This is a genomic window from Tardiphaga sp. OK245 (assembly GCF_900108575.1).
Lineage (GTDB): Bacteria > Pseudomonadota > Alphaproteobacteria > Rhizobiales > Xanthobacteraceae > Tardiphaga > Tardiphaga robiniae.
The window spans coordinates 60,092-86,408 of the sequence record NZ_FNWZ01000004.1 but is presented as its reverse complement, the minus strand read 5'-3'; the positions used below and the strand labels follow the sequence as shown (position 1 = coordinate 86,408).

The window sequence follows — 26,317 nt, the reverse complement described above, 5'->3', positions numbered from 1 at the left end:
AGGTGCAACATACACCCTACTACAAGCGTATTGAAAGTGAATTCCCTGTCACGTTCCCGTGGGGCCAATATAAGCGTTTGGAAAGGCTTACTTTTTTATATGCATCTGCGTCATTCTGGCACGGCCATATGGGCTCTCAGAACCGCCAAATCGTGAGGAAGCTCGCTGGTCCACTCCAGAATCTCGCCCGTGCGAGGGTGCTCCAGAGCCAGCAAATAGGCGTGAAGCGCCTGCCGGTCGAGCGCTTCCAGCGCGGCGCGGCTCTTCACGCCCAGCGACGACGCCTTGGTCTTGAAATGCGAGCCATAGACCGAATCCCCCATCAGCGGATGCTGAATATGCGCCAGATGCACGCGGATCTGGTGCGTCCGGCCAGTCTCGAGCTGGCAGGCCAGCAGGGTGGCGATCGGCTTGCCGTGGCGGTCGGGGAATTCCTGCAGCACTTCCCAGTGGGTGACGGCATCGCGGCCGCCTTCGCGGACGGCCATTTTCTCGCGGGCATGGGGATGCCGGTCGATCGGCGCTTCCACCGTGCCGCGCGGCCGGTTTGGGATACCCCAGGCAAAGGCCATATAGCCGCGCCGCATCTCGTTGGTGCGGCCGTGATCGGCGAATTGCGCCGTCAGCGACGCGTGGGCGGCGTCGTTCTTGGCGACCACCATCAATCCGGTGGTGTCCTTGTCCAGCCGGTGCACGATGCCCGGCCGCTTGACGCCGCCGATCCCCGACAAAGACGCGCCGCAATGGGCGATCAGAGCATTCACCAGCGTGCCGGTCTCGTGGCCGGCGGCGGGATGCACGACGAGGCCCTTGGGCTTGTTGATGACGATGATGTCCTCGTCCTCGAACACGATATCGAGGGCGATATCCTCGCCTTCGGGCTCCGGCGCGATGGCAGGCGGCACGTCGATTGTGATCGTATCGCCGGCAGCGACATGATAAGCGGGGTCGCGCACGGGGGTGGGGGCTTGCGAAGACCGGGTGATCGTCACCTGGCCGGCGAGGATCAACGCCTTCAGCCGCGACCGCGACAAAGCCGGGCTGCGCACGGCGAGCACGCGATCGAGCCGGGTCGAGCCTTCGTCGCCCTGCACCGTGACATCCAGCCGTTGATCGTTCATTCCGTAAAGCCTTACCTGACAGAAGCGTGTTGCTTCGAGAGCCGTGAATTAAGAGACGAGTGCTTGCATGACCCAGCCCGCCGCCGATAGCGCGCCCGAACCGACCCTTGAACAGGCCGCCATGATCGCGCGCGTCCGCCGCATGATGCTGATCGCGGGCCTGACCACCGCCCTGGGCGTCGGCGCGCTGCTCGTCGTGATCGGCTACCGCCTTTTCCGCACGGATGGAAGCACTGTCACGTCCACGACGACTGCGACCCTGCCGAAAGGCGCCAAAATCCTCTCCACGGGGGTAGCCGGCGACCGGATCGTGCTGACGCTGGACGTCGGCGGCAGCACCGAAATCCGCACTTTCGACGCCAAGAGCCTGAAACCCGCGGGAACGCTGAAATTCGCCAGCGAGCCCTGAGGTTCGTTTGCGAACCCCAAGGGCTCGCCAAAACCCCAAGGGTTCGCCTGCGAACCATAACCATATAAGTGCGCGAGGGGGCGGCAGCATCTTGCAGCCACCGCCATTCCCGGCTATCCCCTCCCGCGCACGCTCCGTTCGTCTAACGGTTAGGACATGGCCCTCTCAAGGCTAAAATAAGGGTTCGATTCCCTTACGGAGCGCCATTTTTCAGCTAATTCAGAGATAAATCGCGAATCCGGACAGCGGCGGCGTTGACTGCTGCGGGTCTGGTTTCGGTCGAAAATCACCGTTTGTCACACAATTTTAGGTGCGCGCTGTCACGTCCGTAGATAAGCGCGACGACTTTACCGGCCCCAGAATGCCGGCGTCGCCTTGAAGCGCCGCCATTTCTTGCGCAGCGTTTTCGTGGCCGCCATTTCATCGCGGGCCTGCCAGCCGGTGATCGTGCCGATGGCGAGGTGAAGCGCGGCCTGATCGTCCTGCCTGACGGAACCGAGCAATCCGCGGATACTTGCGATGTCGCAGACGCGTCCCAGATTCTTCTGGAGCCTGGCGAGCCGAGCCACGTAGCGCTTGGCGGGCGCATGGCCGGCGTAAAGTGGCAAGAAGAACTCGGCCGCATAGCGCAGCCTCTTGAGCTGGATCCTGAGACTGTGCCGTGCAGCGGTGTCGAGCTGCCGGAAGTGCGTGCCACGCTTGCGCACCTTCCGCTGCTGTCGCGCCAGAATTTTGTCGGCGAGCGCCGGCATCGGCTGCGACAGGACAGCCAGCGCATCGCTGTCGATATCGTTGCGCCAGCTGCGGCGCTCGACCCAGTGCCCGAGCGAAAGCAGAAAACGGCTGTAGCGCGGATCGTCGAGAACCGCCTGCAGGCTGCCATAGCTCGACTTGCGCTGCCGCTCGATTGCCTCGCGCAAGCCGCCGAAGTCGACCTCCGGCGTGGTCGTCGCCACGCGAGAAATGGTCGTGGTGGCGAAAACGTCCCAATCGCGGGTTTGGCCGAGCTGTCGCATCAGCCACCTCGCTTCGCTATTGATCGCCTCGAACGAGGGCGATGGGATCTCGCGCCGGAACAGCGCACAGATCGTGCGCAAACGGCGCAGAGCGATGCGCATCTGGTGCACGCCTTCGGGGTCGGATCCTTCCTTTGCCACCGCATGATTGCGCAGGAGATGATGCCAGCAGGCGCCCCCCAGCAGCGCAATGACATCGTCAACCGCGTGCTCGGCAGTGATGTTGACGGGCTCGGCTTTCACCGCCGGTTGCACGACGTCGAACGCCAGCGCATAGCCGCGTTCCGCCTTGCTCCGTGTGCCGACCTGCAGCGGCGCGGCATCGAGCAACTGCGTTCCAAGATCAAACAGCGCGCCAGCGTTGCCGCTCTTCAATTCGAGCTCGATCTCGGACAGGACTTCTTGACGCGTACCGACCTCGATAGTCCCCACGTCGAAGGCGACTTCAACTGACGCATCAGGCAGATCGAGCTGCCGTGCATGCCGGCGAACTCTTGTCGCAAACGCCGGCACGAGCGCATCGAGCGTAAGCGTCGTCACCGGATCTCCGATCTCGGCGACAGGAAGCCGCGCCAGATCGGGCGTCATGCCGTCAATCGACGTTTCCCACTGCCGTCGCGCCAACGGCCGCCCGATGTCGGGCAGAAGCTTCAATGTCTGAATGAAATGCTTGCCGCTGCGTCGCACGCGCAGCGACATGCCGCGTTGAAACAGCGCCCCCTCCGGTGTGTCGTAATAAATTGTCTCCAGCCGGCGGACCACGCCGCGATTGCGGGCATGCTGTACAATGACGGGGATCTCGCGCAGTTTTTCGAGGATAGCTTGCGGCGCCAGCAGCTTAAGTTCGATTTCCGCCTGTTCACCCGGTCGTACAGCAATTGCTGCGCCAGCAGAATCGGGCACGATTGGCTGCTGGGCGTTCAATGGTAACTCCATCGGAAGCACGCATCATATTTTATGACACTAGCAAGACATGCCCAAGATGGCGATGGAATGACGCGGTAAATTACGACGGCAATTTCCGGATCGATTGGGAGCAGCGGGACTCAGGGCTGTTCGAATGGTGCGAACGCCCACATTCGTGAAAAGCAAAATGCTGCCTCAGCTGGCGGCCTTAGTTTGCTTTTCGCTTGGCGGTTTGATCGGGGTCTGCGGTACGGGACCGGTCACGACTGGAGATGATCTACCATTGGATGGCTTATCATCGGAGGCGTGACTTCTGATTGTCTCGAGCACCAGAAAAAACTTCTCGGCAAGCATGACAGTAACCTCGCTGGCGAAAGTATCTCCATCATTAGTTGAGTCGAGTTGCTGAAAATTCAATCACTTACGGCAGGCCGCCGCAATTAAATTTACGCGCCAGAGAGTATCGCGAAAGGGCAGTGATATTGACTTGGTTTGTCTCGCCGGGAGGACAGCGTTCTGGCGGAAGCCGATCAATCTCGAAGCAAAGGCAGGAGTATTTTGCCTTGCCGCTCGATCTCCGCCAGATAGGGCGTATCGGACAGGATGAAATACTTGATTCCGAGATCACGGTATTTCTGCAGCGAACTGGCCACTTCGGATGCCGAACCGACCAGCCAGGTGGTGCCGGCGCCGGCTGCGCCGAATTTTCCTGGTGCCGTATAGAGATTGTCGTCGAGGACGTCGCCGCGGGCCTGCAGGTCGAGCAGTCGCCGTTGGCCGATTGCGATGGCAGGGCCGTGGTCGTTCCAGCCCGCGCCTGCTTTCCGCGCCATGTCGGCAACCTTGGCTTCCGCCGCAGCCCAGGCCTCGGCCGAGCTCTCCCGGACAAGCGTTGTGATCCTGAGACCAAACTCCAGGGGCGGGAGATCCCGATCGAGGCGCTGACTTAAGCTCTTGAGCCGTTCGATGCGCTGTTTGACGTCGCCAAGCGGTTCGCCCCAGAAGAGCTGGACATCGGCTTCGGTTGCGGCGACATGCTCGGCCGCGTCCGACGCCCCGCCGAAATACAGCTTCGGATGGCGGCGACTGCCGCGCTGGACGATGCGCGGCGCTGCGGTTGAGTCAGAGACGCGAAAATGTGCGCCGGAATAGGTGACGTTTTCTTCGGTCCACAGCCGCCGGACGATGCGCATGAATTCCTTGGTCCGCGCATATCGCTGCGACGAGTCGGCTTCGTCATCGCCGTAAGCCGCCAGATTGTCCTTGCCGGAGACGATATTGATGCGAACCCGGCCACCGCTCAATTGATCCAGTGTGGCTGCGGCAGATGCAAAATGCGCCGGCTGCCAATAGCCGGGACGGATGGCTATCAGCGGCTCGAAACGCGTCGTTCGGGCCGCCAGCACTGACGCGACGGTGAATGTGTCCGGCCTTCCCCAGCCGGTTCCGATCAGCGCGCCTTTCCACCCGTGACGTTCCAGCGCTTGCGCCTGGTCGACAAGCGTCTCGACGCTGTTGTGGTTTGGATCGACGACATCGCCGCGGTGACCTGCCTTCACGTCATTCGGGATGTACCAAAGAAAATCCGAACGATCGCTCATGATGTCCTCTGACGATGGGACCGCATGTTTGCGTGCGGCTCACCGTCCCGTGCCGTTGTCAAAATGGGCGCACCGATGTCGCGCCGAACACGATGGCTGCGATCAGCGCAAATGCGCCGTAAACGGCAGCCGTGTGCAGGCGCACCGCTGTGCGGTTCGACGACGCGCGCGCACCGCTATGCAACCGGGCTTCCGCCGATAGTTCACGCATCATCGTTCTCCAACGCAACATTTGCAGATAACAAGGCGATAAATCCGGTCTACGCAAGCGCGTGCCAGAAATAATGATGATCAGCACGCCGGGGCGTTCCGGCGTGGAGTAATATTCTCCATGCCGTCTGCGCCGGGCAATTTTGTTCGTTCGACGCTGATTGTCGTTCTGGTCGGGCGAGGACAGTCTCGAACTCAGCGAGCCGTGGCGATACGGGATTGGCTAGCCTTGTGACTTCGCTGGTCTATGAGTGCCTTCGCTGCGCGTTCCGCTGCACGGGCCGATCCGAAATGGTCGCCTTCGAGCGTGTCGAAGGCAGGTTCTGATGAAAAGAAACGAAATCCGCGCTCTTCGGCGACGACGATTCCGGCAGTGCGATTGAAGACTTCGATGACATAGGCATTCGACATGCGCGTTCTGTTCGCCGCCGAGGCAGCGATCCTATCAATGAGTGATGGGATGTTCGGTGTGAGTCGTTACGCCGGAATCAACAACACGCGCCGGTGGCCGCGGACACGCAGCGGCAGGTCACGCGCTTGCGCGACTGGCTCACTACTGTTGTCTCATATGCGGTCATTGCAGGCATTCCGAAGTGCATAATCTGTGTGAGGAATATCCGACGTCGGCGTTCGTTCGTCAATGAAATGACCATCCAAATTTATCGGCACCGCAATGACGACGATGCTGTGCGCAGGCATGTGCGGCGAATGAACGGCTGTTTGGCGACGGCAGCAGCCATCCGATCACGGTAAAATCGTTCCGCCGTGCAGCTTGCACAGCCTTGGAAGCTGCGCGCATGCCGGTTCGCGTGCTCGACCGCGATCGTACCGGAAGCGAAGGCATGTGACGTGAGGTCGGCGCCTGTGAAGGAAGCATGGACGTATCGAAAATGCTGCACTTTTGGAATTCCTAGTCCCAGGCTCATGAGTCACAGTTGCAGCTGCGTGAGATCGCAACAGGGGAGCCGCGATGTCGAGGGTTGCCGAGGACGTCAAACAAGACACAGATCGGGACGGTCCGGCGCCACTTTGGGACCTGGGTACGATCGTTGCCGGGCTGCGCGAGTCCCGCGACGTTGCCCATAATATCTGGCAGCGTGGACCGAGCAGACGGGCGCCGTCACGCGAAGTCCTCGCGGAGGTGCTCAAGAGCCTCACCGAGGCATTGTTTCCCCGGCATTACGGGCGCTCCGATTTCGGCACCGAAAGCATCGATGCGTTTGTCGAAGGCAAACTGGGCGCCGCGCTGGATGGCTTGCTCGAGCAAGTCTATCGGGGGCAGACTTTCGTTTCCGACGGTGCGCCGACCGAGCGACATTTCGAGGACGCCGTTGCGTTGACGCGCGACTTCGCCGCCCGGCTGCCGGAGATCCGAGGCAGGCTGGTCAGCGATCTCAGGGCCGCCTTCGTGGGAGATCCTGCTGCGACGAGCTTCCCCGAAATCCTGATTGGCTATCCCGGCATGGTGGCGATCATCCATCACCGCGTCGCGCACCTGCTTTACAATCTCGGAGCGACGATGGTGGCGCGGTTGATTGCCGAGCTGGCACATAGCGCAACGGGAATCGACATTCACCCGGGCGCGCGTCTTGGCGCCAGCATCTTCATCGACCATGGCACCGGCGTGGTGATCGGCGAAACTGCCATCGTTGGCGATCGCGTCCGAATCTATCAGGCGGTAACGCTTGGAGCCCGGCACTTCCCGACCGATCACGAGGGCAAGGCGATCAAGGGCAATGCGCGCCATCCGATCATCGAGGACGATGTCATCATCTATGCGGGCGCGACCATTCTGGGACGCATCGTGGTCGGAAGCGGCTCCACCATCGGCGGCAATGTCTGGTTGACCGAAGACGTACCGCCCAACAGTTTCGTGACGCAGGCATCGGTGCGCAGCAAGATCAGCCCGCGATGATGGTTGGATAGCCGTTGCGCTGGCACGCTGCCGCTGTCGCGACAGGCGCGGCCCGTGGTTGGGCCATGCCACATCGCGTCAGGGAGGACACGCGAGCTGCCCCCCGTTGAGATTTACCAGGCGGCGAGGATCGAGCCGTTGAACTTGGTGCGGATGAAATCCTTTACCGGCTGCGAACGATAGATCGAGATGAATTTCTTGATCTGCGGATCGTCCTTGCGATCGTCACGTGCGGCGAAGACGAGGGTATAATATGGCTTGGCTTCGACGACGCTGGTCTCGGCCGCAAGCGCCTTGTTGAGGTCCAGGCCAGCGAGATAGGCGTAGTTGGATGACACAAAGGCGGCTGCCACGTCATCGAGAGATCGCGGTAACTGGGCCGCGTCGATCTCGACGATCTGCAGCTTCTTCGGATTTTCAGTCACATCGAGAATGCTCGCCGAGAGGCCCGCATCGGTCTTCAACTTGAGCAGTCCAGCGGTCTGAAACAGCAACAATGCGCGCGCTGCATTGGTCGGATCGTTGGGGATCGCGATCTTGGCCCCGTCGGGAATGTCGGAGGCCTTGGTGTATTTCTTGGAGAAGACGCCGGCCGGCACCAGTATCGATTCATCGAGGGCGGAGAGCTTGTAACCGCGCGCCTTCGATTGATTGGCGAGATAGAAGCGGTGCTGGAAGTTGTTGAGGTCGATGTCGCCTGCCTGCAGCGCTGCATTGGGCTGGTTCCAGTCGCTGAACTCGATGATCTCCGCCTTTAGTCCCTCTTTCTCGGAAAGCCGTGCGGCCTCGCGAAGAATGTCACCATAGGGCCCTGCCGAAACGCCGACCTTGAGCGGCTTGTCGGCGGCATTGGCCTGCAGGGCGGGTAACGACAGTGCGAGCGCTGAAAGGGAGAGAATGAGAAATCGAGATGCAGCTTTCATGATGCGTCCAGGTTGGGAATGAAGTGAATGTACCGCGCTCGCTACGATGTCGCAGCGTTCCGGATGGCCTAGAAGAAGCCCTTGGCCGGCAGCGGCGTGCCGTTGACCTCATAGGCGCCGATAGCCTGCGCCTTGTAGGTCACCGGGTTGTGCGACGACAGCGTCCGCGCATTGCGCCAGTGGCGGTCAAGATTGTCGGACTTCTTGGTCGCGGATGCGCCGCCGGCATCGAACAGCAGGCTGCCACTACGGATAGCTAGTTCGTCGACGACTATTTTGGCTTTGGACGATGCGAGGGCGGCATCCAGCGCCGGCTTGGTATCTTCCCGATCAGGGACCTTGCTCGATACGTCAAGCGCGTCGGCCGCGGCCAGCACGGTCGCTTCTGCCGCGAACGCATTGCTTGCGATCTGGCCAATAGTCTGCTGCAGGATCGGGTCCTCGCGCGGGCGAAGCGTGGGCGCATAATAGAAACTGCGCGCGCGCCGCCTGACCAGGTCACTGGCGTCACGCAGGATGGCTGCTGCGATGCCGGCATTGATGGCTGTCAGATAGAGTTGCGCGAACGTGTTCTGATAGGCGGCCCCGTAGCCGATATTGGGTTGGTCGAAGATCAGTTCGGCCGCTTCGACCCGGACGTTGCGGAAATGCGTGGTGCCGCTTCCGGTCAGGCGCTGGCCCGAACCATCCCAGTCATCGACCAGCTCGATACCTTCGCGCTTGACCGGAATGATCGTGGTCGCGAGTGCTTCATTGCCGTCCGCGACGCGCACCAGCACATAGTCCGCGTAGAGCGTGCCGGTGCTATAATATTTGGTGCCGTTCAGGCGGTAGCCATCGCCATCCGGCGTGACAGTGGTGGCGGGAGCGATGTCTCCCACCTGCGAGCTGCCCAGCTCCGTGGTGGCAAGGCCAATGATGGCGCCGGCCGCGACGTCGTCGCGCCACTTGCGATTCTGCGCGCTTGGCGGCGAGGCCAGCAGGCGCTCGACCACGCTATAGTGATTGCGCAGGATATGCGCGACATTGGCGTCGGCTTCCGCCAGCCTGATGACTGCAGTGAGCAGTTCTCGTACGGTACTGCCGCCGCCACCATCGGCCTTGGGAATGCGGAGCGCGCCGATCCGCGATCGGCGGATCAGCTCGATGATGTCGTAAGGCAGAACACGGTCGTGCTCGCGCCCTGCCTCGCCCTGCGCGATGTGATCAAACAACTGTTGCAGATCGGACGAGCCGATCCGGATCGGCTGCGACACGTCGAACGAGTGCTGCGGTGTGGGCTTGTTCATGGGATGCTTTCTCGGCGATTCCGGTGGGGGGATCGAGCGGCGATAAAAACTTAAAGACTGGCCAGATGATCCGAGACGGTGACGGACTCGGGCAGGACCTTTCGCTCGGTCAGCCAGTTCGCTGCGGTTTGCAGTTCTCCGACGAATTTCTTATCCGACACGGGGATGAGCGTGTAGTTGCGTTTGCGCTCGATGAACTGGTCTCGAATCCGGTCGTCATATTTCGCGACCTTCTGGATGAGATGCTCGGCGTCGGTGGTGTTCTTGTTGACCCACTGCGCTTCCTTCTCATAGGCCGCATTGAGCGCCCGCACGATGGCCGGATTGTCCTTCGCGAACTTGCGTGACGTCACGTAAGAGGAAAAGTCGATCTGGAACGGCAGGTCGCGTCCCTCAAGGAAAACGTCGTGAGCCTTGTAGTCCAGCCGCGCGATGTCGACGCCCGGCGACCACATCGACCAGGCATCCACCTTGCCGGATGCGAGTGCCGGCGCTGCGTCCGGTGGGTTGAGATAGACGAATTTCACCTTGGAGCGGTCGACCTTGTGCTTCTCGAGCGCGGCGATGAGCAGGAACTCGCCAAGCCCGGAGCGGTTGACCGCGACCGACTTGCCGACCAGATCCTCGACCTTGTTGATGCCGGAATCATCCTTGGCGATGATCGCCGTCGTGCGCGGCTCGTAGAGCACGAATTGGGTGAAAACGAGCGGCGAGCCGGCGATGATGGCCGCCAGCGCGGGCGTGGTGCTACCGCCAAAGCCAAAATCAGCACTGTCACCGGTCACCGCCTGTAAGGTCGGCGCGTGGTTCGGGAATGGGCCGAGCCATTCCACCTTGATGTCATGCTGGGCGAGTGCCTTCTCAAACTCGCCGCGTTCCTTCGCGATCAGCGTGAGGCCGTGATAGCCCCAGGTGAGACGGACCTTGTCGGTCTTTCGGCCGGTGCTTTGCGCGATGGCATCGTCATGGCCGGCGAGATGAATGCCGGCATAGGCGCTGACCCCCGCCATCGCGAGACTGAGAAAATCCCGGCGTGACGATGTGAAGAACGGTTTTGACATGAGAAAACTTCCTGTGAGGTGGAATCAGGCGACCTGGAGATTGGTGGCGACGCCGAGTTCGCGAAGCAGTTGATCGCGGGATGCAGCCGGCCCGCCGTGAGTATCGGCGCGGTGCTCGGACGCGATCACCCCGTTGCGCATCACCAGAATTCGGTCGGCGAGGGCAATTGCTTCATCGACATCGTGAGTGACGAGGAGCACGCCGGGCTGGTGGCGGGCGACAAGCTCCTTGACCAGCACATGCATGCGAATTCGCGTCAGCGCGTCCAGCGCTGCGAAGGGCTCGTCGAGCAACAGCAGCCGGGGCTCCTGCACCAGCGCGCGGGCGAGGGCGACGCGCTGCGCCTGTCCGCCAGACAGATTACGCGGCCAGTCGTCCAGCCGGTCGCCGAGTCCGACCTCGACCAGAGCAGCGGCGGCGCGCTTGCGCGGATCCGCGCCGGGAAGGCCGAGCGAGACATTCTGCCAGAGCGTATCCCAGGGCAGCAGGCGATGTTCCTGAAACACCACGGCAGGTCGCCCGGGCGCATCGATATGTCCGCCCTGGATCGGGTCGAGGCCGGCGAGGGCGCGCAGCAACGTCGTCTTGCCGCAGCCGCTCTCACCGAGAAGGGCGACGAATTCACCGCGCCCGATGCGGAGATCAAGCCTGTCGATCACCACCCGCGGTCCATAGGCGCGCGTCAGGCCGCTCACGGTTACGGCGGTTTCGCTAGATGTCACAGATGTCGGGCTCATGATCGCGCGCCCTTGCCATAGTTCGGATGCCAGGCGAGCAATTTGCGTTCGAGCAGCCGGGCGATGGAGTCGGCGGCAACGCCGATCAGCGCGTAGATCACGATGGTCAGCACGATCACATCGGTGCGCAGGAATTCGCGGGCGTCCATGGCGAGGAACCCGAGGCCTGATTGCGCGCCGACGGTCTCGGCCACCACAAGCGCCAGCCATGCCGTTGCCAGCGAATAGCGGACACCGGTGAGGATCGACGGCAGCGCGCCGGGCAGGATGATGCGCCGGATCAATTGCAGCGTGGACAATCCTTGCACGCGGCCGAGCTCGATCAGCTTCGGATCGATCTGCCGAATGCCGAGCGTGGTGTTGATATAGATCGGAAAGGCGACACCGAGCGAGACCAGAAAGATCTTCTGTCCCTCACCGACGCCGAACCAGACGATGACGAGCGGGACGAGGGCGAGGAACGGGATCGCACGGATCATCTGCACGCTGCGATCGATCAATGCTTCGGCGATGCGCGAGAAGCCTACCAGCGTGCCGAGGATGAAGCCGATGCTGCCGCCGATTGCAAAGCCGGCGGCCGCACGCAGCAGGCTGACGCCGAGATCGTTCAGCAGCGATCCGGATAGAGTCAGCTTCCACGCCGTGCGTAGCACCTTCGAAGGTGCAGGAAGCACTTGCGGCGACAGCCAACCGGCCTGCGCCAGCGCTTCCCATACAACGATGAGGACGACTGGCGCGATCCAGGACAGGACGATCAGATTTGGCTTTAGGCCGGGTTTCGCAATGGCGGAAGCGTGGCGCGCGGGTGCCGGCGTTGCGGGCGCGCGATACTCCTGGCGAATGACGTAGTCGACGTTGCTCACCCTGCCATCCATTGCTGCAGTTCTGAAATTCAGCGGCGATGATAGAGCAACGAAAAGCGCAGCGTCTTCAGTTTCTTCGGCGAAACCATTCTCCATGCGATATTAGATCAGTTTGATATCCGAGCGACGCGATTGAGAGGTGAACGATCTTTTGCAGTGCTTGTTTTTGGAAAATGAAGCTGCGTGTTGCCTTGAAATTAAATCGGCCCGAAGCGCAGTGGAATTTTCTTGTGGTGCTATGCGTCATGCGAAGAAGAAGTTTCTCGTTCGATCCGCGCTATTTTTCCGCCGATGTCACGAGTGCATGGCGGTGCTTGCATTGTCGTGTGCGGGTCGTCTTATAGCGAGAGCGACGTGAATATGAGGCAGACAATGAGCACGAATCCTCTTCGATTTGGCGTCTGGGCACCGGTGCATGGGCCACGGGCGTCGCATCATGATCCTGAAGAGCCGTATGATGCGTCGTGGGAGCGTAACAAGGAGCTGGTCCTGCAGGCCGAGGCACTAGGTTACGATTCGACTCTGATCGCGCAGCACACCATCAATCCGCATCAGGAAGATCTCGATCAACTCGAGACCTGGAGCTCTGCAGCGGCACTGGCTGCGCTGACCAGCCGGATCGAGATCATTGCGGCGATCAAGCCCTATCTGTTTCATCCGGTCGTACTCGCCAAGATGGCACTGCAGATCGAGAATATCAGCCACGGCCGCTTTGCGCTCAATCTCGTCAATGCCTGGAACAAGCCCGAGCTGGAGAAGGCCGGTATCGGCTTTGCCGAGCATGACGATCGCTATGCCTATGGCAAGGAATGGATCTCGATCGTTGCGCAGTTGACGGGCGGGGAACGCCTGACGCATAAGGGCGAAAATTTCGATGTCCGAGACTACGCGCTGCGGCCGAAGGACCGGTACCGCGCGCGGCCTGCGATCTATGTCGGCGGCGAGTCGGAGCCGGCGCGCGAACTGGTCGCGTCCCACGGCGATGTTTGGTTCATCAACGGCCAGCCGCTGGCCGATGTCGCAGCACTGATCGCCAATGTGGCGGCACGACCGCGGGCCGGCGCACCGCTGCGTTTCGGCCTGTCGGCCTTCGTGATCGCGCGTGAGACTGACGCAGAAGCCGAGCAGGCACATCAGCGTCTGCTGGCGCTCGCCACGCAGGACGCGCCGATGAAGGCCATTCAGCGTGCCAATACCGATCCCAAGGTCGTGATGATGCAGACGATGCAGAAGTCGCCGCGGGTGGGCACCAATGGCGGAACCGCTGCGGGTCTGGTGGGAAGCTACGATACGGTCGCCGCGCGCATTCGCGAATTCCATGCCGCCGGCATCGAGTTGTTCATGCTGCAATTCCAGCCATTGGAGAGCGAGATGCAGCGCTTTGCCGAGCAAATCTTTCCACGGGTAAAGGGGAAGGCAGCTTTGCTGAAGGCCTCGCGCGGTTGAGTTGACACCGCGAGGCGGTCCCGCCGGAAGGCGAGAGCCCCGTTTAGCGAAACCACCACACGAACAGGCTGAGGAACGTCGCGTGTCCCAGTACCAAAGCGATCATCTTTCCGAGATACATGCCTTGGTCCCTTCTTCCGTCTACATGGCTGACGCGTTGTCTCTGACTGTATCGAGGCGGAGCGCCTGCAGGGCGCGATCGAGTTGCTGGGCTGGCGTCACTGTGGCTGCGGCATTCCGGGACATGTCAGGATTGGGCTGATGGGCGGCGTGATAGGTCTCGACGGCCGTCGCAAGCGCGAGAGCACCTGCGATGGCGACGGCGAGACGTGGCGGATGTGGCATCAATTCGACTCCTGAAGACACTCATTAACGCTCCACACGGCGCGCTTGGGAATTCCAAAGTTGGGCCGAACGGCTTCCAATCCTTCTTTCGGAGCGTCGGTCACGAGGCGTAATTGCTTGCGGATGCAAGCGATGTCCCGCTTGCGCGGGAACACCGATGCCGAACGTCGTTCACGATGGCCGTGATCACAACATTAAACATCTTCAATCGATATCAATGCTGAAATCACATCATCTGTTTTCACGCTGCCGGGAAATGACGTTCTTATTTGAAAAGTCCCATTGGCGCGGCGGGTCGCCGGGATCAGATTGAAGCAAATGGGCCGCATGAAATGCGTGATGAGCCCATGTCAATCGGGAGAACCATCATGGGATTGCTCAACGAGAAGATCACGGCCGGTGCATTCGTCACCGCGGACCTGAACTACCTGGCGCCGATCAATGGCCGCCCTCGTACCTATACATTCGATCCTCCGGCCGGCGAGCCGCGCTCCACTGCGGAGCCGGAGCCGCATGCGGTTGCGATCCATGATGCGCGACCGAGCATCGATCAGTGGTCGCTCGATGAACACGGCTTTGCGGTGGCGCACCAGCACAGCGCGGTCTCCGACTTCTACGATGATGAGAACGTCAAAGGCGTCTACTATCCCGAAGCCGAGAAGCTGCTGAAAGACATCACCGGCGCGAGTCGCGTCTTCATCTTCGATCATACCGTGCGCAAGCGCGTCGATGGCGTCAATGACCGCGGCGACGGCCCGCGCCAGCCCGTCGCCCGGGTGCATGTCGATCACACCGATAGATCGGGCCCGCAACGTGTTCGCGATCTGCTCCCGGAGGATGCGGAAGAATTGCTCAAGGGGCGCGTGCAGATCATCAATCTGTGGCGTCCGATCCGCGGCCCGTTGAAGGATTCGCCGCTGGCGGTCGCCGATGCGCGGACCGTTCGCTTTGACGAGCTGGTCGGATCGGATCTGGTCTATCAGCACCGGATCGGTGAAACCTACGCGGTGAAATTCAATCCGCAGCATCGCTGGTACTACGTGCCGGATATGACGCCCGACGAGATATTGCTGCTGAAGTGCTATGATTCGACCAAAGACGGCGTCGCACGTTTCGCTCCGCACACGGCCTTCGCCGATCCGACCGCGCCTGCGGATGCGCCGCCGCGCGAGAGCATCGAGCTGCGCGCGCTGGTGTTCCACGCGCCATAGGGCAGGTGAGCGCGACCGTGACTGCTCCCGCCGATCGCGGCGGGAGCAGTCACCTATGGTGCTATCACGCCGTGACGGCCGCTGCGGGGCGCTTCGCGTAGCGGCTGGGCGGACGTTCGAGTCCGAAGTGGTCGCGCAGCGTGGTGCCCTCGTAGTCGCGGCGGAAGATGCCGCGCTTTTGCAATAGGGGGACGACTTCGTCGACGAACACGGCCAGGCCCGCCGGGAGTACATCAGGCATCAGGTTGAAGCCATCGGCGGCACCGGCCCTGAACCAGGCCTCGATATCGTCGGCGATCGCCTCGGGCGTTCCGACGATGATGCGATGGCCGACGCCGCCGCCCAGCGCCTTGAGCAGTTGTCGCACCGTCAGATTATCCTTGCGGGCCATGGCAACGGTGCCCTTGAACATCGTCTGATTGGCATTGGCGGGCAGTGGGATGTCCGGCAATGGCTTGTCGAGTTCGAGGATCTCGGGCGGGACATGCAGTGTTCCTGCGAGCCGCGACAGGCTGTACTGGATCGGCACCAGGTCCCACAACTCATCCTGCCGTCGCTGCGCCTCGGCCTCGGTGCTGCCGATGATGGTCGCGAGGCCCGGCAGGATCACGATGGAATCCGACGGGCGGCCATAGGCGACGGCTCGCGCCCGCAGATCACGCGCATAGGCGACGCCGTCCTCGATCGATTGCGACAGCGTGAACACCGCATCGGCCTGCGCCGCGGCGAGGTCGCGGCCGTCGCTTGAACCGCCGGCCTGCACGGTGATCGGCCGGCCCTGCGGTGAGCGCGGCACGGTCAGCGCACCGGCCACGGTATAATGCGTGCCACGATGATCGATGGCGTGGACCTTCGATATATCGACGAAACGCGCCGTCGCCTTGTCGCCGACAAAGGCGTCGTCTTCCCAGCTATCCCACAGCGCGTGCACGACCTCGGCGAATTCCTTTGCGCGCTCGTAGCGCAAGCCGTGTTCGAGGACGTTCGACAGGCCGAAATTGCGACTCGCAGACGCGTCCGCCGTGGTCACCGCATTCCAGCCGACGCGGCCGCCGCTTGCATGGTCGAGCGTCGCGAAGCGCCGTGCGATGTTATATGGCTCGTTATACGTCGTGGATGCGGTGGCGATCAGGCCGATATGCGTGGTCGCGGCAGCCACGCTAGCCAGAACGATGGTCGGCTCCATGGATTGAAACGGCCGCAGGTCGATGCGGTCGGTGATGGCCGGCGTGTCGGCGAGAAAGATCGCGTCGAATTTTCCGCGCTCGGCGATCTTCGCGACATTTACATAATGCTGCACGTCGTAGAATGCGCCGGGATCGCTGTCAGGTAGCCGCCATGCCGATGCATAGACCCCGGAATGGAGCAGGTTCACGTTGAGATGCAGTTTGCGTTCACTCATGGAGCATTCCTGATGGGCGAGACGGAGAGCGATCCAGTTGTCTTTGGGCTTGCGCGTATGACATTCGCCCACTGATCGCATCGCATCGCGAATGATCTTTCAAACTTGGTGTCGCGACGATGAGATCGCGCGAAGTGCATTGTCTTTGCGCGGATTGCAGATTTAGATCGCGCTACAAATTGCTACCGCGTTGCAGCGCTCAGATGAAGTGGCAACTCCATGCCATTGATCACTTCAGAAAATGCGAGACGTTGCTGCTGCGGTTGGTAGTGAAAAACACCAACGGACGGTCCCCAATGAGGAAGATTAGTATTTCGGCGCGCGCGTCGATCGCCATCGTATCGGTCATGCTTGGCGGGCAGCTTGCGCGGGCGCAGGAAGGCAGGCCGGTCTCCGGCGGCGCCATTACATGGGGCGTTGCGACCGAGCCGAGCTGCTTCGATCCGCATCGCGCCTCGCAGCAGGCCGCGTTTTTCGTGGCGCGCAACTATATCGACTCGCTGGTTGGCAAGAAGACCGATGGCAGCTTCGCGCCGTGGCTGGCCACGGAGTGGTCGATCTCGCCGGACGGCAAGGAATATACGTACAAGCTGCGCGAGGACGTCGTCTTCCACGACGGCGAGAAGTTCGACGCGGCGGCGGTAAAGGCGAATTACGATTTCGTCAAGAAGCCGGAAAACGCCACCAATGCAGTCGCGCTGCTGCAATATTTCGATCGCGCCGAAGTGGTATCGCCCTATGTCGTCAAATTGATCCTGACGCAGCCGGATTCGACGTTCCTGGAGTCCACATCCAACGTCAAACTGGGCATCATCTCGCCAAAGGCCCTCGCCAAGGGCGACCTGTGCGGCGGCGGGCCGCTGCTCGCGGGCAGCGGGCCGTTCGTGTTCGAGCGCTACAGCCGCGGCCAGTCGGCGGTGTTCGTCCGCAACAAGGATTACAAGTGGGGACCGGGTTATGCCGCGCATACCGGCCCGGCCTATCTCGATCGCGTGACGCTGCGGTTCTTGCCGGAGGCTGCAGTGCGGGCCGGTGCGCTGACGTCGGGACAGGTCGATCTGATCGAAGGCGTGCAGCCGACCGACGTGGCGCTGTTTGCGGATCAGGCCGAGTTCAAGTTGCTGACCGGCCCGTCCGGCGCCAGCACGTCATTCACGTTTAACATCAACTACACCATTCCGCCGGCGGATGACGTGCGGGTCCGGCGCGCGCTGCGAGACGGCTTCGATCTCGAGCCGCTGGTCAAGCAGGTCTATCTCGGCACCGTGCCGCGTGCATGGTCCATCATCGGGCCGGCCAACCCAGCCTATAACAAGGCGCTGGTTGGTACATGGGGCAACAATATTGCGGGCGCCAACAAGCTGCTCGACGAAGCCGGCTGGACCGGCCGCGATTCTGAAGGCTTCCGCACCAAGAACGGCGTGCGCCTGAAGATCGACGTCGGCTATCCGCAGCCTTACGTCCGCGACAACCGCGAAGTGCTGATCCAGGGCATCCAGGCCGCGTTGCGCAAGAATATCGGCTTCGATCTCAACCTGCGCATCATCACCGCTGGCGAATATGCCAAGAACAACGCCAACGGCAACTGGACGATCTATCCGAACACCGACAATCCATCGGATCCGGCGCGGGAGTTGTGGGACATGCTCGGCTCCAAAGGGTTTCTGTATTCCAACATCGCCAATCCGGATCCGCAGATTACGGGTCTGATCGATGAAGCGCTGCGCTCGACCGATGTGACGAAGAAGCGTGCCCTCACCGATGAAATCCAGAAGCTCGGCGTCGATCAGGCCTTCATCGTGCCGATGTTCGCTCCGAGCTGGTTTCTGGCGGCGAAGAACAATGTCAACGGGCTGAGCTTCGAGGCGGGTCTGGACTCGCCGTCGAGCGCCTATGACTTCTGGCTGGCGAAGTAGACGAGATCATGTGGTCTCGTGTCATTTCCAGATTGCTCACCAGTCTCGTGGTGGCCTGGTCAAGTGTGACGGTGTCATTCTTGGCGCTGCACGCCTTGCCGGGGCGCATCCAGGATATCCTGGCGGGCGATCTGGAATATCCAGGGCTGCGCGAGGCGATTGCGGCGGAGTGGGGGCTCGATCGCAGTCTGCCCGCGCAGTACCTGGATTTTCTTCTGCGCATCCTGCAGGGCGATTTCGGCACGTCCTATGTGCTGCGTCAGCCCGTCACCGAGGTGGTGGGATCACAACTGATGCCGACCGTGCAGCTTGCGCTGCTCGGCGGGCTTCTGGCCATCGTGATCGCAGTCGGGCTCGCGATGCTGACAGCCGGCCGCGGGCGCATCTCGCGCCAGATCGCATCCTTTCTGGAATTGGTATTCGCATCCACGCCGGTGTTCTGGCTTGGCATCCTGCTGCTGATGGCGTTCTCGTTCACGCTGCGCTGGTTTCCGGTGTCCGGGACCAGTGGCTGGCAGTCGATTGTGCTGCCGTCGCTGACACTGGCACTGCCGACGGCGGGCCTCCTCGCGCAGGTGCTGCGTGAGGCGATGGAAAAGACGCTCGATCAGCCCTTCGTCACTACGGTGCGTTCGCGTGGCGTCGGCGAGCTCGTGATCCGTGCGCGCCATGTGCTCCGGCATGCCCTGCTGCCGGCGGTGACGCTGGGTGGCTGGCTGATCGGCGGACTGCTCGGCGGCGCTGTGATCACGGAGAAGGTCTTCGGGCGTCCGGGTCTCGGCACCGTGACGCTCGGCGCCGTGCTGACCCATGATGTGCCGGTGGTGCTGGCCGTGGTGCTGCTGGCCGCTTTCATCCATGTCGCAGCCTCGACCGTGCTCGACATCCTGTATCTGCTGATCGATCCGCGACTGAGGGCGCAATGAACATTCAAACGCGTTCGCTCGCGGACTTGTCCGTCGCGCTCGACCCGCAGGTCAATCCGCCCGGTGCGGTGGAACCAGTGACGACGGCGGCCGTGATCGCGCCGCGATTGTTGTCGCCGGGCCTTGCGATCTCTCTGGCGTTTCTGTTCGTGCTGCTGCTGGCCGCGACATTCCCACGCGCCTTCACCCAGTTCGATCCGCTGATCGGGGATTATGCGCTGGGGCTGAAGCCGCCGAGCTGGGAGCATCTGTTCGGCACCGACCGGCTCGGCCGCGACGTGTTCGCGCGGACCATCCACGGCACGCGCTATTCGCTCCTGATCGGGCTCGGCGGCATGGCGATCAGTCTGGCCTTCGGCATCGTGCTTGGCATTCTCGCCGGACAGCGCAACCGCTTCCTCGATGAGGCGACGTCGCGCGTGTTCGACGTGCTGTCGTCATTCCCCGGCGTGCTGCTGGCGATGTTGGTGGTCACGTTTCTGGGGCAGGGTATGCTCAACATCGCCATCGCGGTCGGCATTGCCGGCATTCCGAAATTCGGTCGCGTCATCCGTGCCCAAACGCAATTGGTGCGCGATGCCGATTATGTGACGCATGCGGTCGTCTATGGCCTCGGCCGCTGGCAGATCTTCATCCGCCATGTGCTGCCGAATGTCTTGGTCGCCGTGCCGGTGATCGCGACGGTCTATATCGGCAATACCATCCTCGCGGTGTCGGGCCTCAGCTTTCTGGGGCTCGGCCCGCAGCCTCCGACGCCGGAATGGGGCGTGATGCTGGCGGAGAGTCGCGACGTGCTGCGCGTGGCGTGGTGGCCGGGCGTATTTCCCGGCCTCGCCATCACGCTCACGGTGATCGCCTTCACGCTGGTCGGCAATGCCATCCAGAAACGATTTGAAGGACGGCTGGCATGACCGACAAACCATATCTGGTCGTTCCACAGCCCGATGATCTGCTAATCGATATCGAGGGCCTCTCGATCGGTTTTGCCGGCGCCTATGGCGGCGTGCCTATCGTCCGGAACTTCGACCTGACGATCCGCCGCGGCGAATGCGTGGCTTTGGTCGGCGAGTCCGGATCGGGCAAGAGCATTACGGCACGCAGCCTGCTCAACCTGTCCGGCGATGGGGCCGAGGTCGACGCTGATCGATTCCAGATCAAGGGCCGCAATGCGTTGCAGTTTCGCGAAACCGACTGGCGCAAGCTGCGCGGCACGGTCACCGGCCTTGTCATGCAGGATGCGCTGGTGTCGCTGGATCCGCTACGCACCATCGGCCAGGAAGTCGGCGAGGTGCTCTCCGCGCATCGGACGTTACGTGGGCGACACACAGTTGCCGCACGTGTCACCGATGTGCTGCGCAAGGTCGGCATTCCGGATCCCGAACATCGAGCTGCACAATATGCGCATCAACTCTCCGGCGGTTTGCGCCAGCGCGCACTGATTGCGTCGGCCATTGCAGCTGATCCAGATCTCATCATCGCAGACGAACCGACCACATCGCTGGACGTCACCGTCCAGGCGCAGGTGCTGGCCGTATTGGCCGAGCGCGTGCGGGAAGGCGCCGGGCTGCTGCTGATCAGCCACGATCTCGCTGTCGTGGCTGGAATCGCGGATCGAGTGATCGTGATGCGCGACGGCCGCATCGTGGACAGCGGAGCCACGGCCGATGTCTTGCGCCGTCCGCGCCATCCCTATACGCGACAGCTTCTCGCTGCGATCCCATCCGCTGATTCAAAGGGACATCTGCTCGCGTCTGCCCGATTTGACGTTGCAAGCGTCGAAGGGAACGGCGCCGTCGGGTCTGTCATCGTCCGGGAGCCGCTGCCGGTCCGAAAGCCGTCGGATGAAGCTTTGGTGCTCCAGGTTGAGGGCATTTCTAAACATTATGTCCAGCGGCGATCGGCTGCGGTCGGCGCGATATCGCCGCCGGCGCTCGACCGAGTAACTTTCTCGGTCAAGGCCGGTGAGGTCGTAGGCATTGTCGGCGAGTCCGGTTCGGGCAAGTCGACATGCGCCAAGATCGTGCTCGGCCTGCTCGCGCCGGATGAGGGCGCGGTGCGCCTGCTCGGGCAGCGCTGGTCCGGGGTGGCGGAGGCCGAGCGGCGCGCGCTGCGGGCAAGGCTGCAATATATCCCGCAGGATGCCCTCAGCAGTTTCGATCCGCGCTACCGGGTCGCTGATGTGATTGCCGAAAACCTGACCGGCGATGCGCGCGCAAAGCGCGACCGCATCGTCGCGCTGCTCGAGCAGGTCGGGCTGAACGCGGGTCATCTCGGTCGCACTCCCCGCTCGCTGTCGGGCGGCCAGCGGCAGCGAGTCTCGATTGCACGTGCACTGGCGGCTGAGCCGGACATCATTGTCTGCGACGAGCCGGTGTCGGCGCTGGATGTTTCGATCCAGGCCCAGGTTCTGGACCTGCTGAGCGAACTGCAGGCGCGCCTCGGTACAGCGCTGCTGTTCATTTCGCACGATCTGGGCGTCGTCCAGCATATCGCGGATCGCGTGCTGGTGTTTCACCGCGGGCGGATCGTCGAATCCGGACCGGTCGATCAGGTATTTTCCAACCCGGCCGATGACTACACCAGGGCCTTGTTGTCATCGATCCCCGCGATCGAGAGTGCCTTCGTGCGTTCGTCTGCAAATGCGGCGACGGCTGGCCTTTCGACGGCACGATCGGTTTGAACGGAACGATAAGACGGCTTGAAACACTCTACGACGCCGACACCCGTTTGCCGGTCGTGCGGCTTCCGAATGGCCGTGGCGGGTGCCGTGCCGTCTCGGCTTTCGCTGCCAGCGCATCGACCATGCCATGCGCGGCCGGCCACGCGCCATAGCCCGACGCGATATTGATGTGGCCGGCTTCGCCCATATTGACGAAGTCCGAGCCCCAGCTCTCGGCCAGCATGCGCGCTCGTTGCAGCGACATGAAGGGATCGTTGCTGCTGGCGACGACGATGCTCGGAAACGGCAGGGATGTCGTCGGCATCGGTGCAAAGTTGCGCAATTGCGGGAATGCGTCGGTGTTCGTTTCCACATCGGCCGGTGCGACCAGAAGTGCGCCGCCGATTTTGATGTCCGGCACCCGCAGCGCTGTATGAGCAATGAGGATACAGCCGAGACTGTGGGCGACTGCGATCGCGCCGGGATTGGCATCCGCGCTCGACAGAAGTCGCTCCACCCAGCGATCGAGCACAGGTGCGTCCCAGTCGTCCTGCTCGACACGGCGCGCTAACGGCGTATGGCTCTGCAACAGGGTCTGCCAGTGGCCGGCCGGTGAGCCGTGAAGGCCCGGAATGATCAGAGCGCCTCGCATGCGTCGATCCCTCTGCTGCTTTGGTGCCAGCCCGAGCGGTAGGCCGACTTCGAGTCGTTACTCCGCGGCGATAGCGGATGGCAGAGCGTGGCGGAACGACGAGGCTGGATGCGGCGCCTGCAGCCGTGCGCGACCGGCACCGAACAGTTTTTCGCGAAGAGTACCGGGCGCATAGGCACTCTTGTAGATGCCGCGCCGGGTCAGTTCCGGCACCAGCAGATCGACGATGTTCTCGAAGCTGCCCGGCGAGATCGCGAAGGCGAGGTTCAAGCCATCGACGTCGGTCTGTGCGACCCAGTCCTCGATGGCGTCCGCCACCTGTTCGGGCGTTCCGACCACGATTGGCCCGATGCCACCGATGCCGACATGCTCGGCGACTTCGCGTACCGTCCAGGTGCGATCGGGATCGGCGCGGGTGATGTTGTCCATCGCGGTGCGGCCGGCCTCGTTGTGGACGTGCTCCACCTTCTGGTCGAGGTCATAGGTCGAGAAATCGACGCCGGTCCAGCCGGACATCAGCGTCAGGGCGCCTTCGTGGTTGATATAGCGACGATACTCCGCATGTTTCGCGGCGGCTTCCTCCTCGGTGCGGCCGAGGATCACCGTCATCATGCTGAACATCAGGATTTCCGACGGATCGCGCCCGGTCTCTGCCGTAAGCGCGCGGATCGCAGCGACGCGCGGCGCGATCACCTTTGCGGACGGACCGGACATGAACACGCATTCGGCGTGTTGCGCGGCGAACAGTTTTCCGCGCAGCGACGTTCCGGCCTGATACAGCACCGGCGTTCGTTGCGGTGACGGCTCGGAGAGATGGATGGCGTCGAGCGTGTAGTTCTCGCCATAATGCTGGACGCGGTGAACGCGCGATGGGTCGGTGAAGATGCCGCGCGCCTTGTCGCGCTGCACGGCGTCGTCTTCCCAGCTGCCTTCCCACAGTTTGTAGACGACCTCCATATATTCTTCGGCGACGTTGTAGCGGTCGTCATGGGCGTTCTGGCTGGCCTTGCCCATACCCTTGGCGGCGCTGTCGAGATAGCCGGTAACGATGTTCCAGCCGATACGGCCGTCGGTGAGGTGGTCGAGGGTCGACATCCGGCGCGCGAATGGATAGGGCGGCTCGTAGGACAGCGTACAGGTCACGCCGAAACCGAGATTCTCGGTGACGGCAGCCATCGCCGACACCAGCAGCAGCGGGTCGTTCACCGGCACCTGTGCGGCATTGCGCAATGCCGCGTCCGGATTGCCGCCGAACACGTCGTAGACGCCGAGCACATCTGCAAGGAAGAGGCCGTCGAACCGTCCGCGTTCCAGCGTTCGCGCGAGATCGAGCCAGTAGGGCAGGCGATTATAGTCGCTGGAGCGATCGTCGGGATGCGTCCACAGGCCGGGCGACTGGTGCGCCACGCAGTTCATGGCAAATGCGTTGAGGCGAATCTGCTTGGTCACGTGGTGTCCTCCAGATGCCGCGGCGTCATTGCGCCGCTGGGATCAAGGCTGGCGGCGCATCAAACTTTTGCGGTCGCCCGGCGGTGATCTGCGAGTGGCTCTCCAAACGGGCCGGTATTGGCGCGGAACTGCCGGACATTGCTGGTTTGTTGCAACGACAGCAGCGGAAACACCAGTTCGGCAAACCGATAGGCCTCTTCGAGATGCGGATAGCCGGACAGGATGAACGTATCGATGCCGAGGTCCTGATATTCGCGGATGCGTGCGGCGACGGTGGCGGGATCGCCGACCAGCGCCGTGCCGGCGCCGCCGCGCACCAGGCCAACGCCGGCCCACAGATTCGGGCTGACCTCGAGCCGGTCGCGCCGGCCGCCGTGCAATTGCGACATGCGCTGCTGGCCGACGGAATCCATTCGCCCGAGAATTTGCTGCGCGGATGCGATCGTGTCGTCGGTGAGATGCTCGATTAGTTCGTCGGCGGCCTTCCATGCGGCCTCGTTGGTATGGCGTACGATGACATGCAGCCGAATGCCGAACGTGATCTTGCGGCCTCGCTGCTCGGCAATCCCGCGCACGCGTGCAATCTTCTCCGCGACCTGGGCCGGGGGCTCGCCCCAGGTCAGGTATTTGTCGACGGTATCGACGGCGACATCGATGCCGGCATCCGACGAACCGCCAAAATAGAACGGCGGATGAGGTGTCTGGATCGGTGGATAGAGGATACGACCGTCTTCGACCGTGATGTGTTTGCCCGCGACAGTGACGGCTTCGCCGGCGAGCTCCCGCGCGTAAACATTCAGAAACTCACGCGTGACTTCATAGCGTTCGTCGTGATCGAGGAAGACGCCATCGCTCTTGTTCTCGACGGCATCGCCGCCCGTCACGATGTTGATGAGCAACCGTCCGTTGGTCAGGCGATCCAGCGTGGCAGTCATACGCGCCGCCCCCGTGGGCGACTGCAGTCCGGGGCGCACGGCGACGAGATAGCGCAATCGTTCCGTCCACGGCGCGATGGCCGATGCGATGACCCAGGAGTCTTCGCAATTGCGCCCGGTCGGGAGTAGGGCCCCGTAATAGCCGAGCTTGTCCGCGGCACGCGCAATCTGCCGCAGATAGTCGAAATCGACCTCGCGCGCACCGGCCGTGGTTCCGAGATAGTGGCCATCGCCGCTGGTCGGCAGGAACCAGAGAATCTTGAGAGCGTCGTCGACGGCCGTCATGGTGCGGGTGTCCCGGCGGCGTCGGCTACGGCAATGGCTTTCGGGATCAGTCCGAGCGCCAGAAACGTATCGGCCAGTTGCTGCTGCTCGGTGATGACCTTGCGATCAATCGGCTTGATCCCGTAGGCCTGCCGCTTGAGCGCGACCTCCAGGACAGGAACCGGCAGGCCGACCGAGGGGCTCAGCTGTTCGGCCACGGCCTTGATGTCTGTCTTGGCCCAGTCGTCGACTTCCCGCAGGCCTTCGAGAATCGCATCGACCACCTTGGGATCGGATTCCAGGAATTTCTGCGATGACAGATAGAACTGGTAGTTCGACACGGTATCGGTGCCGTCGGCAAGAACCGTCGCCTCAATTGCGGCTTCAGCGGCCGCCTGGAACGGATCCCAGATCACCCAGGCATCCACGGCTCCGCGCTCGAACGCCGCTCGCGCGTCAGCCGGCGCCAGGAACACCGGGGTGATGTCGGAATATTTGACATTGGCTTTCTCCAGCGCCTTGACGAGGAGATAGTGAACGTTGGAGCCCTTGTTGAGCGCGACCTTCTTGCCATTCAGCTCGGCGACCGATTTGATCGGACTGCCTTTCGGCACCAGGATCGCTTCGCCCTTGGGCGCTGGCGGCTCGTAGGCGACATAGCGGATCGGTGCGCCAGCGGCCTGCGCGAAGATCGGCGGCGCCTCGCCGGTGTTACCGAAATCGAGCGCACCGACATTGATGGCTTCCAGCAGCGCGGGGCCTGCCGAAAACTCCGTCCACTTGATGTTCCAGCCAAGTGCCTTCAGGCGTGGCTCAAGGCTGCCTTTGCTCTTCAGCAGAACCAGCTTGCCGTATTTCTGGAAGCCAATCCGGACGGTCTTCTCCTGCGCGTGTGCCGATCCGGAACCGATCAGCGCGGGAGCGGAGACGACAGCCACGCCGAGACCCATGGCGATGGCGGCTTTCAAGATCATTCGTCTGGCATGCATTGTCGTTGTCCTGCATTGGGGCGTGAAAGGCACCATCACTGATGACGCATTAGAGTCCCAAGCAGGCGATC

24 protein-coding genes and 1 tRNA gene are annotated in these 26,317 nt (G+C 62.3%); 9 read left to right on the top strand and 16 right to left on the bottom strand.

All coding sequences use genetic code 11. The annotated features are described in order from the left end of the window. Positions 1-110: 110 nt before the first annotated feature. Entirely contained in the window at positions 111-1,121 is a 1,011-nt protein-coding gene (locus BLW80_RS18985) for an RluA family pseudouridine synthase (protein WP_093759213.1), read from the bottom strand. Between the two features lie 67 nt (positions 1,122-1,188). On the opposite strand from BLW80_RS18985, the gene BLW80_RS18980 reads away from it, so the two are divergent. Together BLW80_RS18980 and BLW80_RS18975 are read left to right on the top strand one after the other, a co-directional pair. Next, a complete protein-coding gene (locus BLW80_RS18980) occupies positions 1,189-1,530 on the top strand; it encodes a hypothetical protein (RefSeq protein WP_093759212.1) in 342 nt (113 codons plus the stop codon). 131 nt (positions 1,531-1,661) lie between these two features. Next, positions 1,662-1,736: transfer RNA gene (locus tag BLW80_RS18975), tRNA-Glu, on the top strand. 141 nt (positions 1,737-1,877) lie between these two features. Here BLW80_RS18975 and BLW80_RS18970 read toward each other — a convergent pair. From BLW80_RS18970 to BLW80_RS18955, 4 genes are all read right to left on the bottom strand, one after another. Next, positions 1,878-3,449 carry a CYTH and CHAD domain-containing protein gene (locus BLW80_RS18970; RefSeq protein ID WP_170849732.1) on the bottom strand — a complete coding sequence of 524 codons (1,572 nt, stop codon included), beginning with the start codon at positions 3,447-3,449 and terminating at the stop codon, positions 1,878-1,880. Between the two features lie 533 nt (positions 3,450-3,982). Beyond that, positions 3,983-5,053, bottom strand: a complete 1,071-nt coding sequence (locus BLW80_RS18965) for an LLM class flavin-dependent oxidoreductase (RefSeq protein WP_093759210.1) — start codon at positions 5,051-5,053, stop codon at positions 3,983-3,985. Positions 5,054-5,111: 58 nt separating this feature from the next. Then, complete coding sequence (locus BLW80_RS29940) at positions 5,112-5,351, bottom strand: hypothetical protein (protein WP_139285857.1); 240 nt, start codon at positions 5,349-5,351, stop codon at positions 5,112-5,114. Between the two features lie 107 nt (positions 5,352-5,458). Further along, a complete protein-coding gene (locus BLW80_RS18955; RefSeq protein ID WP_093759209.1) occupies positions 5,459-5,674 on the bottom strand; it encodes a hypothetical protein in 216 nt (71 codons plus the stop codon). Positions 5,675-6,233: 559 nt separating this feature from the next. On the opposite strand from BLW80_RS18955, the gene epsC reads away from it, so the two are divergent. After that, on the top strand, positions 6,234-7,178 hold the full coding sequence (gene epsC, locus BLW80_RS18950) for a serine O-acetyltransferase EpsC (protein WP_093759208.1): 945 nt from the start codon (positions 6,234-6,236) through the stop codon (positions 7,176-7,178). A gap of 113 nt (positions 7,179-7,291) precedes the next feature. On the opposite strand, the gene BLW80_RS18945 is transcribed toward epsC, so the two are convergent. From BLW80_RS18945 to BLW80_RS18925, 5 genes are all read right to left on the bottom strand, one after another. Then, entirely contained in the window at positions 7,292-8,101 is an 810-nt protein-coding gene (locus tag BLW80_RS18945; protein ID WP_093759207.1) for a MetQ/NlpA family ABC transporter substrate-binding protein, read from the bottom strand. 68 nt (positions 8,102-8,169) lie between these two features. Then, positions 8,170-9,390, bottom strand: coding sequence for an acyl-CoA dehydrogenase family protein (locus tag BLW80_RS18940; RefSeq protein ID WP_093759206.1), 1,221 nt, complete (start codon positions 9,388-9,390; stop codon positions 8,170-8,172). A 50-nt stretch (positions 9,391-9,440) separates the two neighbouring features. After that, entirely contained in the window at positions 9,441-10,451 is a 1,011-nt protein-coding gene (locus BLW80_RS18935; RefSeq protein ID WP_093759205.1) for an NrtA/SsuA/CpmA family ABC transporter substrate-binding protein, read from the bottom strand. Between the two features lie 24 nt (positions 10,452-10,475). Then, positions 10,476-11,189 carry an ABC transporter ATP-binding protein gene (locus BLW80_RS18930; protein ID WP_093759204.1) on the bottom strand — a complete coding sequence of 238 codons (714 nt, stop codon included), beginning with the start codon at positions 11,187-11,189 and terminating at the stop codon, positions 10,476-10,478. Continuing rightward, positions 11,186-11,974: an ABC transporter permease subunit gene (locus tag BLW80_RS18925; RefSeq protein ID WP_244528402.1), complete on the bottom strand. Its 789-nt coding sequence runs from the start codon at positions 11,972-11,974 to the stop codon at positions 11,186-11,188. The genes BLW80_RS18930 and BLW80_RS18925 overlap by 4 nt, the downstream gene beginning before the upstream one ends. Before the next feature lie 450 nt (positions 11,975-12,424). Here BLW80_RS18925 and BLW80_RS18920 point away from each other — a divergent pair, with 450 nt between their 5' ends. Further along, entirely contained in the window at positions 12,425-13,498 is a 1,074-nt protein-coding gene (locus tag BLW80_RS18920; RefSeq protein ID WP_093759203.1) for an LLM class flavin-dependent oxidoreductase, read from the top strand. 141 nt (positions 13,499-13,639) lie between these two features. Here BLW80_RS18920 and BLW80_RS18915 read toward each other — a convergent pair whose 3' ends face one another. After that, positions 13,640-13,843: a hypothetical protein gene (locus BLW80_RS18915; RefSeq protein WP_089268080.1), complete on the bottom strand. Its 204-nt coding sequence runs from the start codon at positions 13,841-13,843 to the stop codon at positions 13,640-13,642. Between the two features lie 368 nt (positions 13,844-14,211). On the opposite strand from BLW80_RS18915, the gene BLW80_RS18910 reads away from it, so the two are divergent. Further along, positions 14,212-15,054, top strand: coding sequence for a CmcJ/NvfI family oxidoreductase (locus BLW80_RS18910; protein WP_093759202.1), 843 nt, complete (start codon positions 14,212-14,214; stop codon positions 15,052-15,054). A 64-nt stretch (positions 15,055-15,118) separates the two neighbouring features. On the opposite strand, the gene BLW80_RS18905 is transcribed toward BLW80_RS18910, so the two are convergent. Next, on the bottom strand, positions 15,119-16,456 hold the full coding sequence (locus BLW80_RS18905; protein ID WP_093759942.1) for an LLM class flavin-dependent oxidoreductase: 1,338 nt from the start codon (positions 16,454-16,456) through the stop codon (positions 15,119-15,121). A 296-nt stretch (positions 16,457-16,752) separates the two neighbouring features. Here BLW80_RS18905 and BLW80_RS18900 point away from each other — a divergent pair, with 296 nt between their 5' ends. Genes BLW80_RS18900 through BLW80_RS18885 form a run of 4 tightly spaced genes read left to right on the top strand, consistent with a single transcriptional unit; the run spans position 16,753 to position 21,978 of the window. After that, positions 16,753-18,372 (top strand): ABC transporter substrate-binding protein, encoded by a 1,620-nt coding sequence (locus BLW80_RS18900; protein ID WP_093759201.1) that lies wholly within the window; start codon positions 16,753-16,755, stop codon positions 18,370-18,372. Between the two features lie 8 nt (positions 18,373-18,380). Continuing rightward, positions 18,381-19,298 carry an ABC transporter permease gene (locus BLW80_RS18895; RefSeq protein WP_093759200.1) on the top strand — a complete coding sequence of 306 codons (918 nt, stop codon included), beginning with the start codon at positions 18,381-18,383 and terminating at the stop codon, positions 19,296-19,298. Continuing rightward, on the top strand, positions 19,295-20,209 hold the full coding sequence (locus BLW80_RS18890) for an ABC transporter permease (protein ID WP_093759199.1): 915 nt from the start codon (positions 19,295-19,297) through the stop codon (positions 20,207-20,209). Before BLW80_RS18895 ends, BLW80_RS18890 begins: the two co-directional genes overlap by 4 nt. Continuing rightward, a complete protein-coding gene (locus tag BLW80_RS18885) occupies positions 20,206-21,978 on the top strand; it encodes a dipeptide ABC transporter ATP-binding protein (RefSeq protein ID WP_093759198.1) in 1,773 nt (590 codons plus the stop codon). Before BLW80_RS18890 ends, BLW80_RS18885 begins: the two co-directional genes overlap by 4 nt. Before the next feature lie 28 nt (positions 21,979-22,006). Here the strand turns inward: BLW80_RS18885 and BLW80_RS18880 are convergent, their stop codons facing one another. From BLW80_RS18880 to BLW80_RS18865, 4 genes are read right to left on the bottom strand one after another with little or no spacing between them, the layout of a single operon-like run. Beyond that, positions 22,007-22,609 (bottom strand): RBBP9/YdeN family alpha/beta hydrolase, encoded by a 603-nt coding sequence (locus tag BLW80_RS18880; RefSeq protein WP_093759197.1) that lies wholly within the window; start codon positions 22,607-22,609, stop codon positions 22,007-22,009. Positions 22,610-22,666: 57 nt separating this feature from the next. Continuing rightward, positions 22,667-24,058 carry an LLM class flavin-dependent oxidoreductase gene (locus BLW80_RS18875; protein WP_093759196.1) on the bottom strand — a complete coding sequence of 464 codons (1,392 nt, stop codon included), beginning with the start codon at positions 24,056-24,058 and terminating at the stop codon, positions 22,667-22,669. A gap of 59 nt (positions 24,059-24,117) precedes the next feature. Beyond that, complete coding sequence (gene ssuD, locus BLW80_RS18870; protein ID WP_093759195.1) at positions 24,118-25,278, bottom strand: FMNH2-dependent alkanesulfonate monooxygenase; 1,161 nt, start codon at positions 25,276-25,278, stop codon at positions 24,118-24,120. Beyond that, on the bottom strand, positions 25,275-26,207 hold the full coding sequence (locus tag BLW80_RS18865; protein ID WP_244528400.1) for a sulfonate ABC transporter substrate-binding protein: 933 nt from the start codon (positions 26,205-26,207) through the stop codon (positions 25,275-25,277). Before BLW80_RS18865 ends, ssuD begins: the two co-directional genes overlap by 4 nt. Positions 26,208-26,317: the final 110 nt, after the last annotated feature.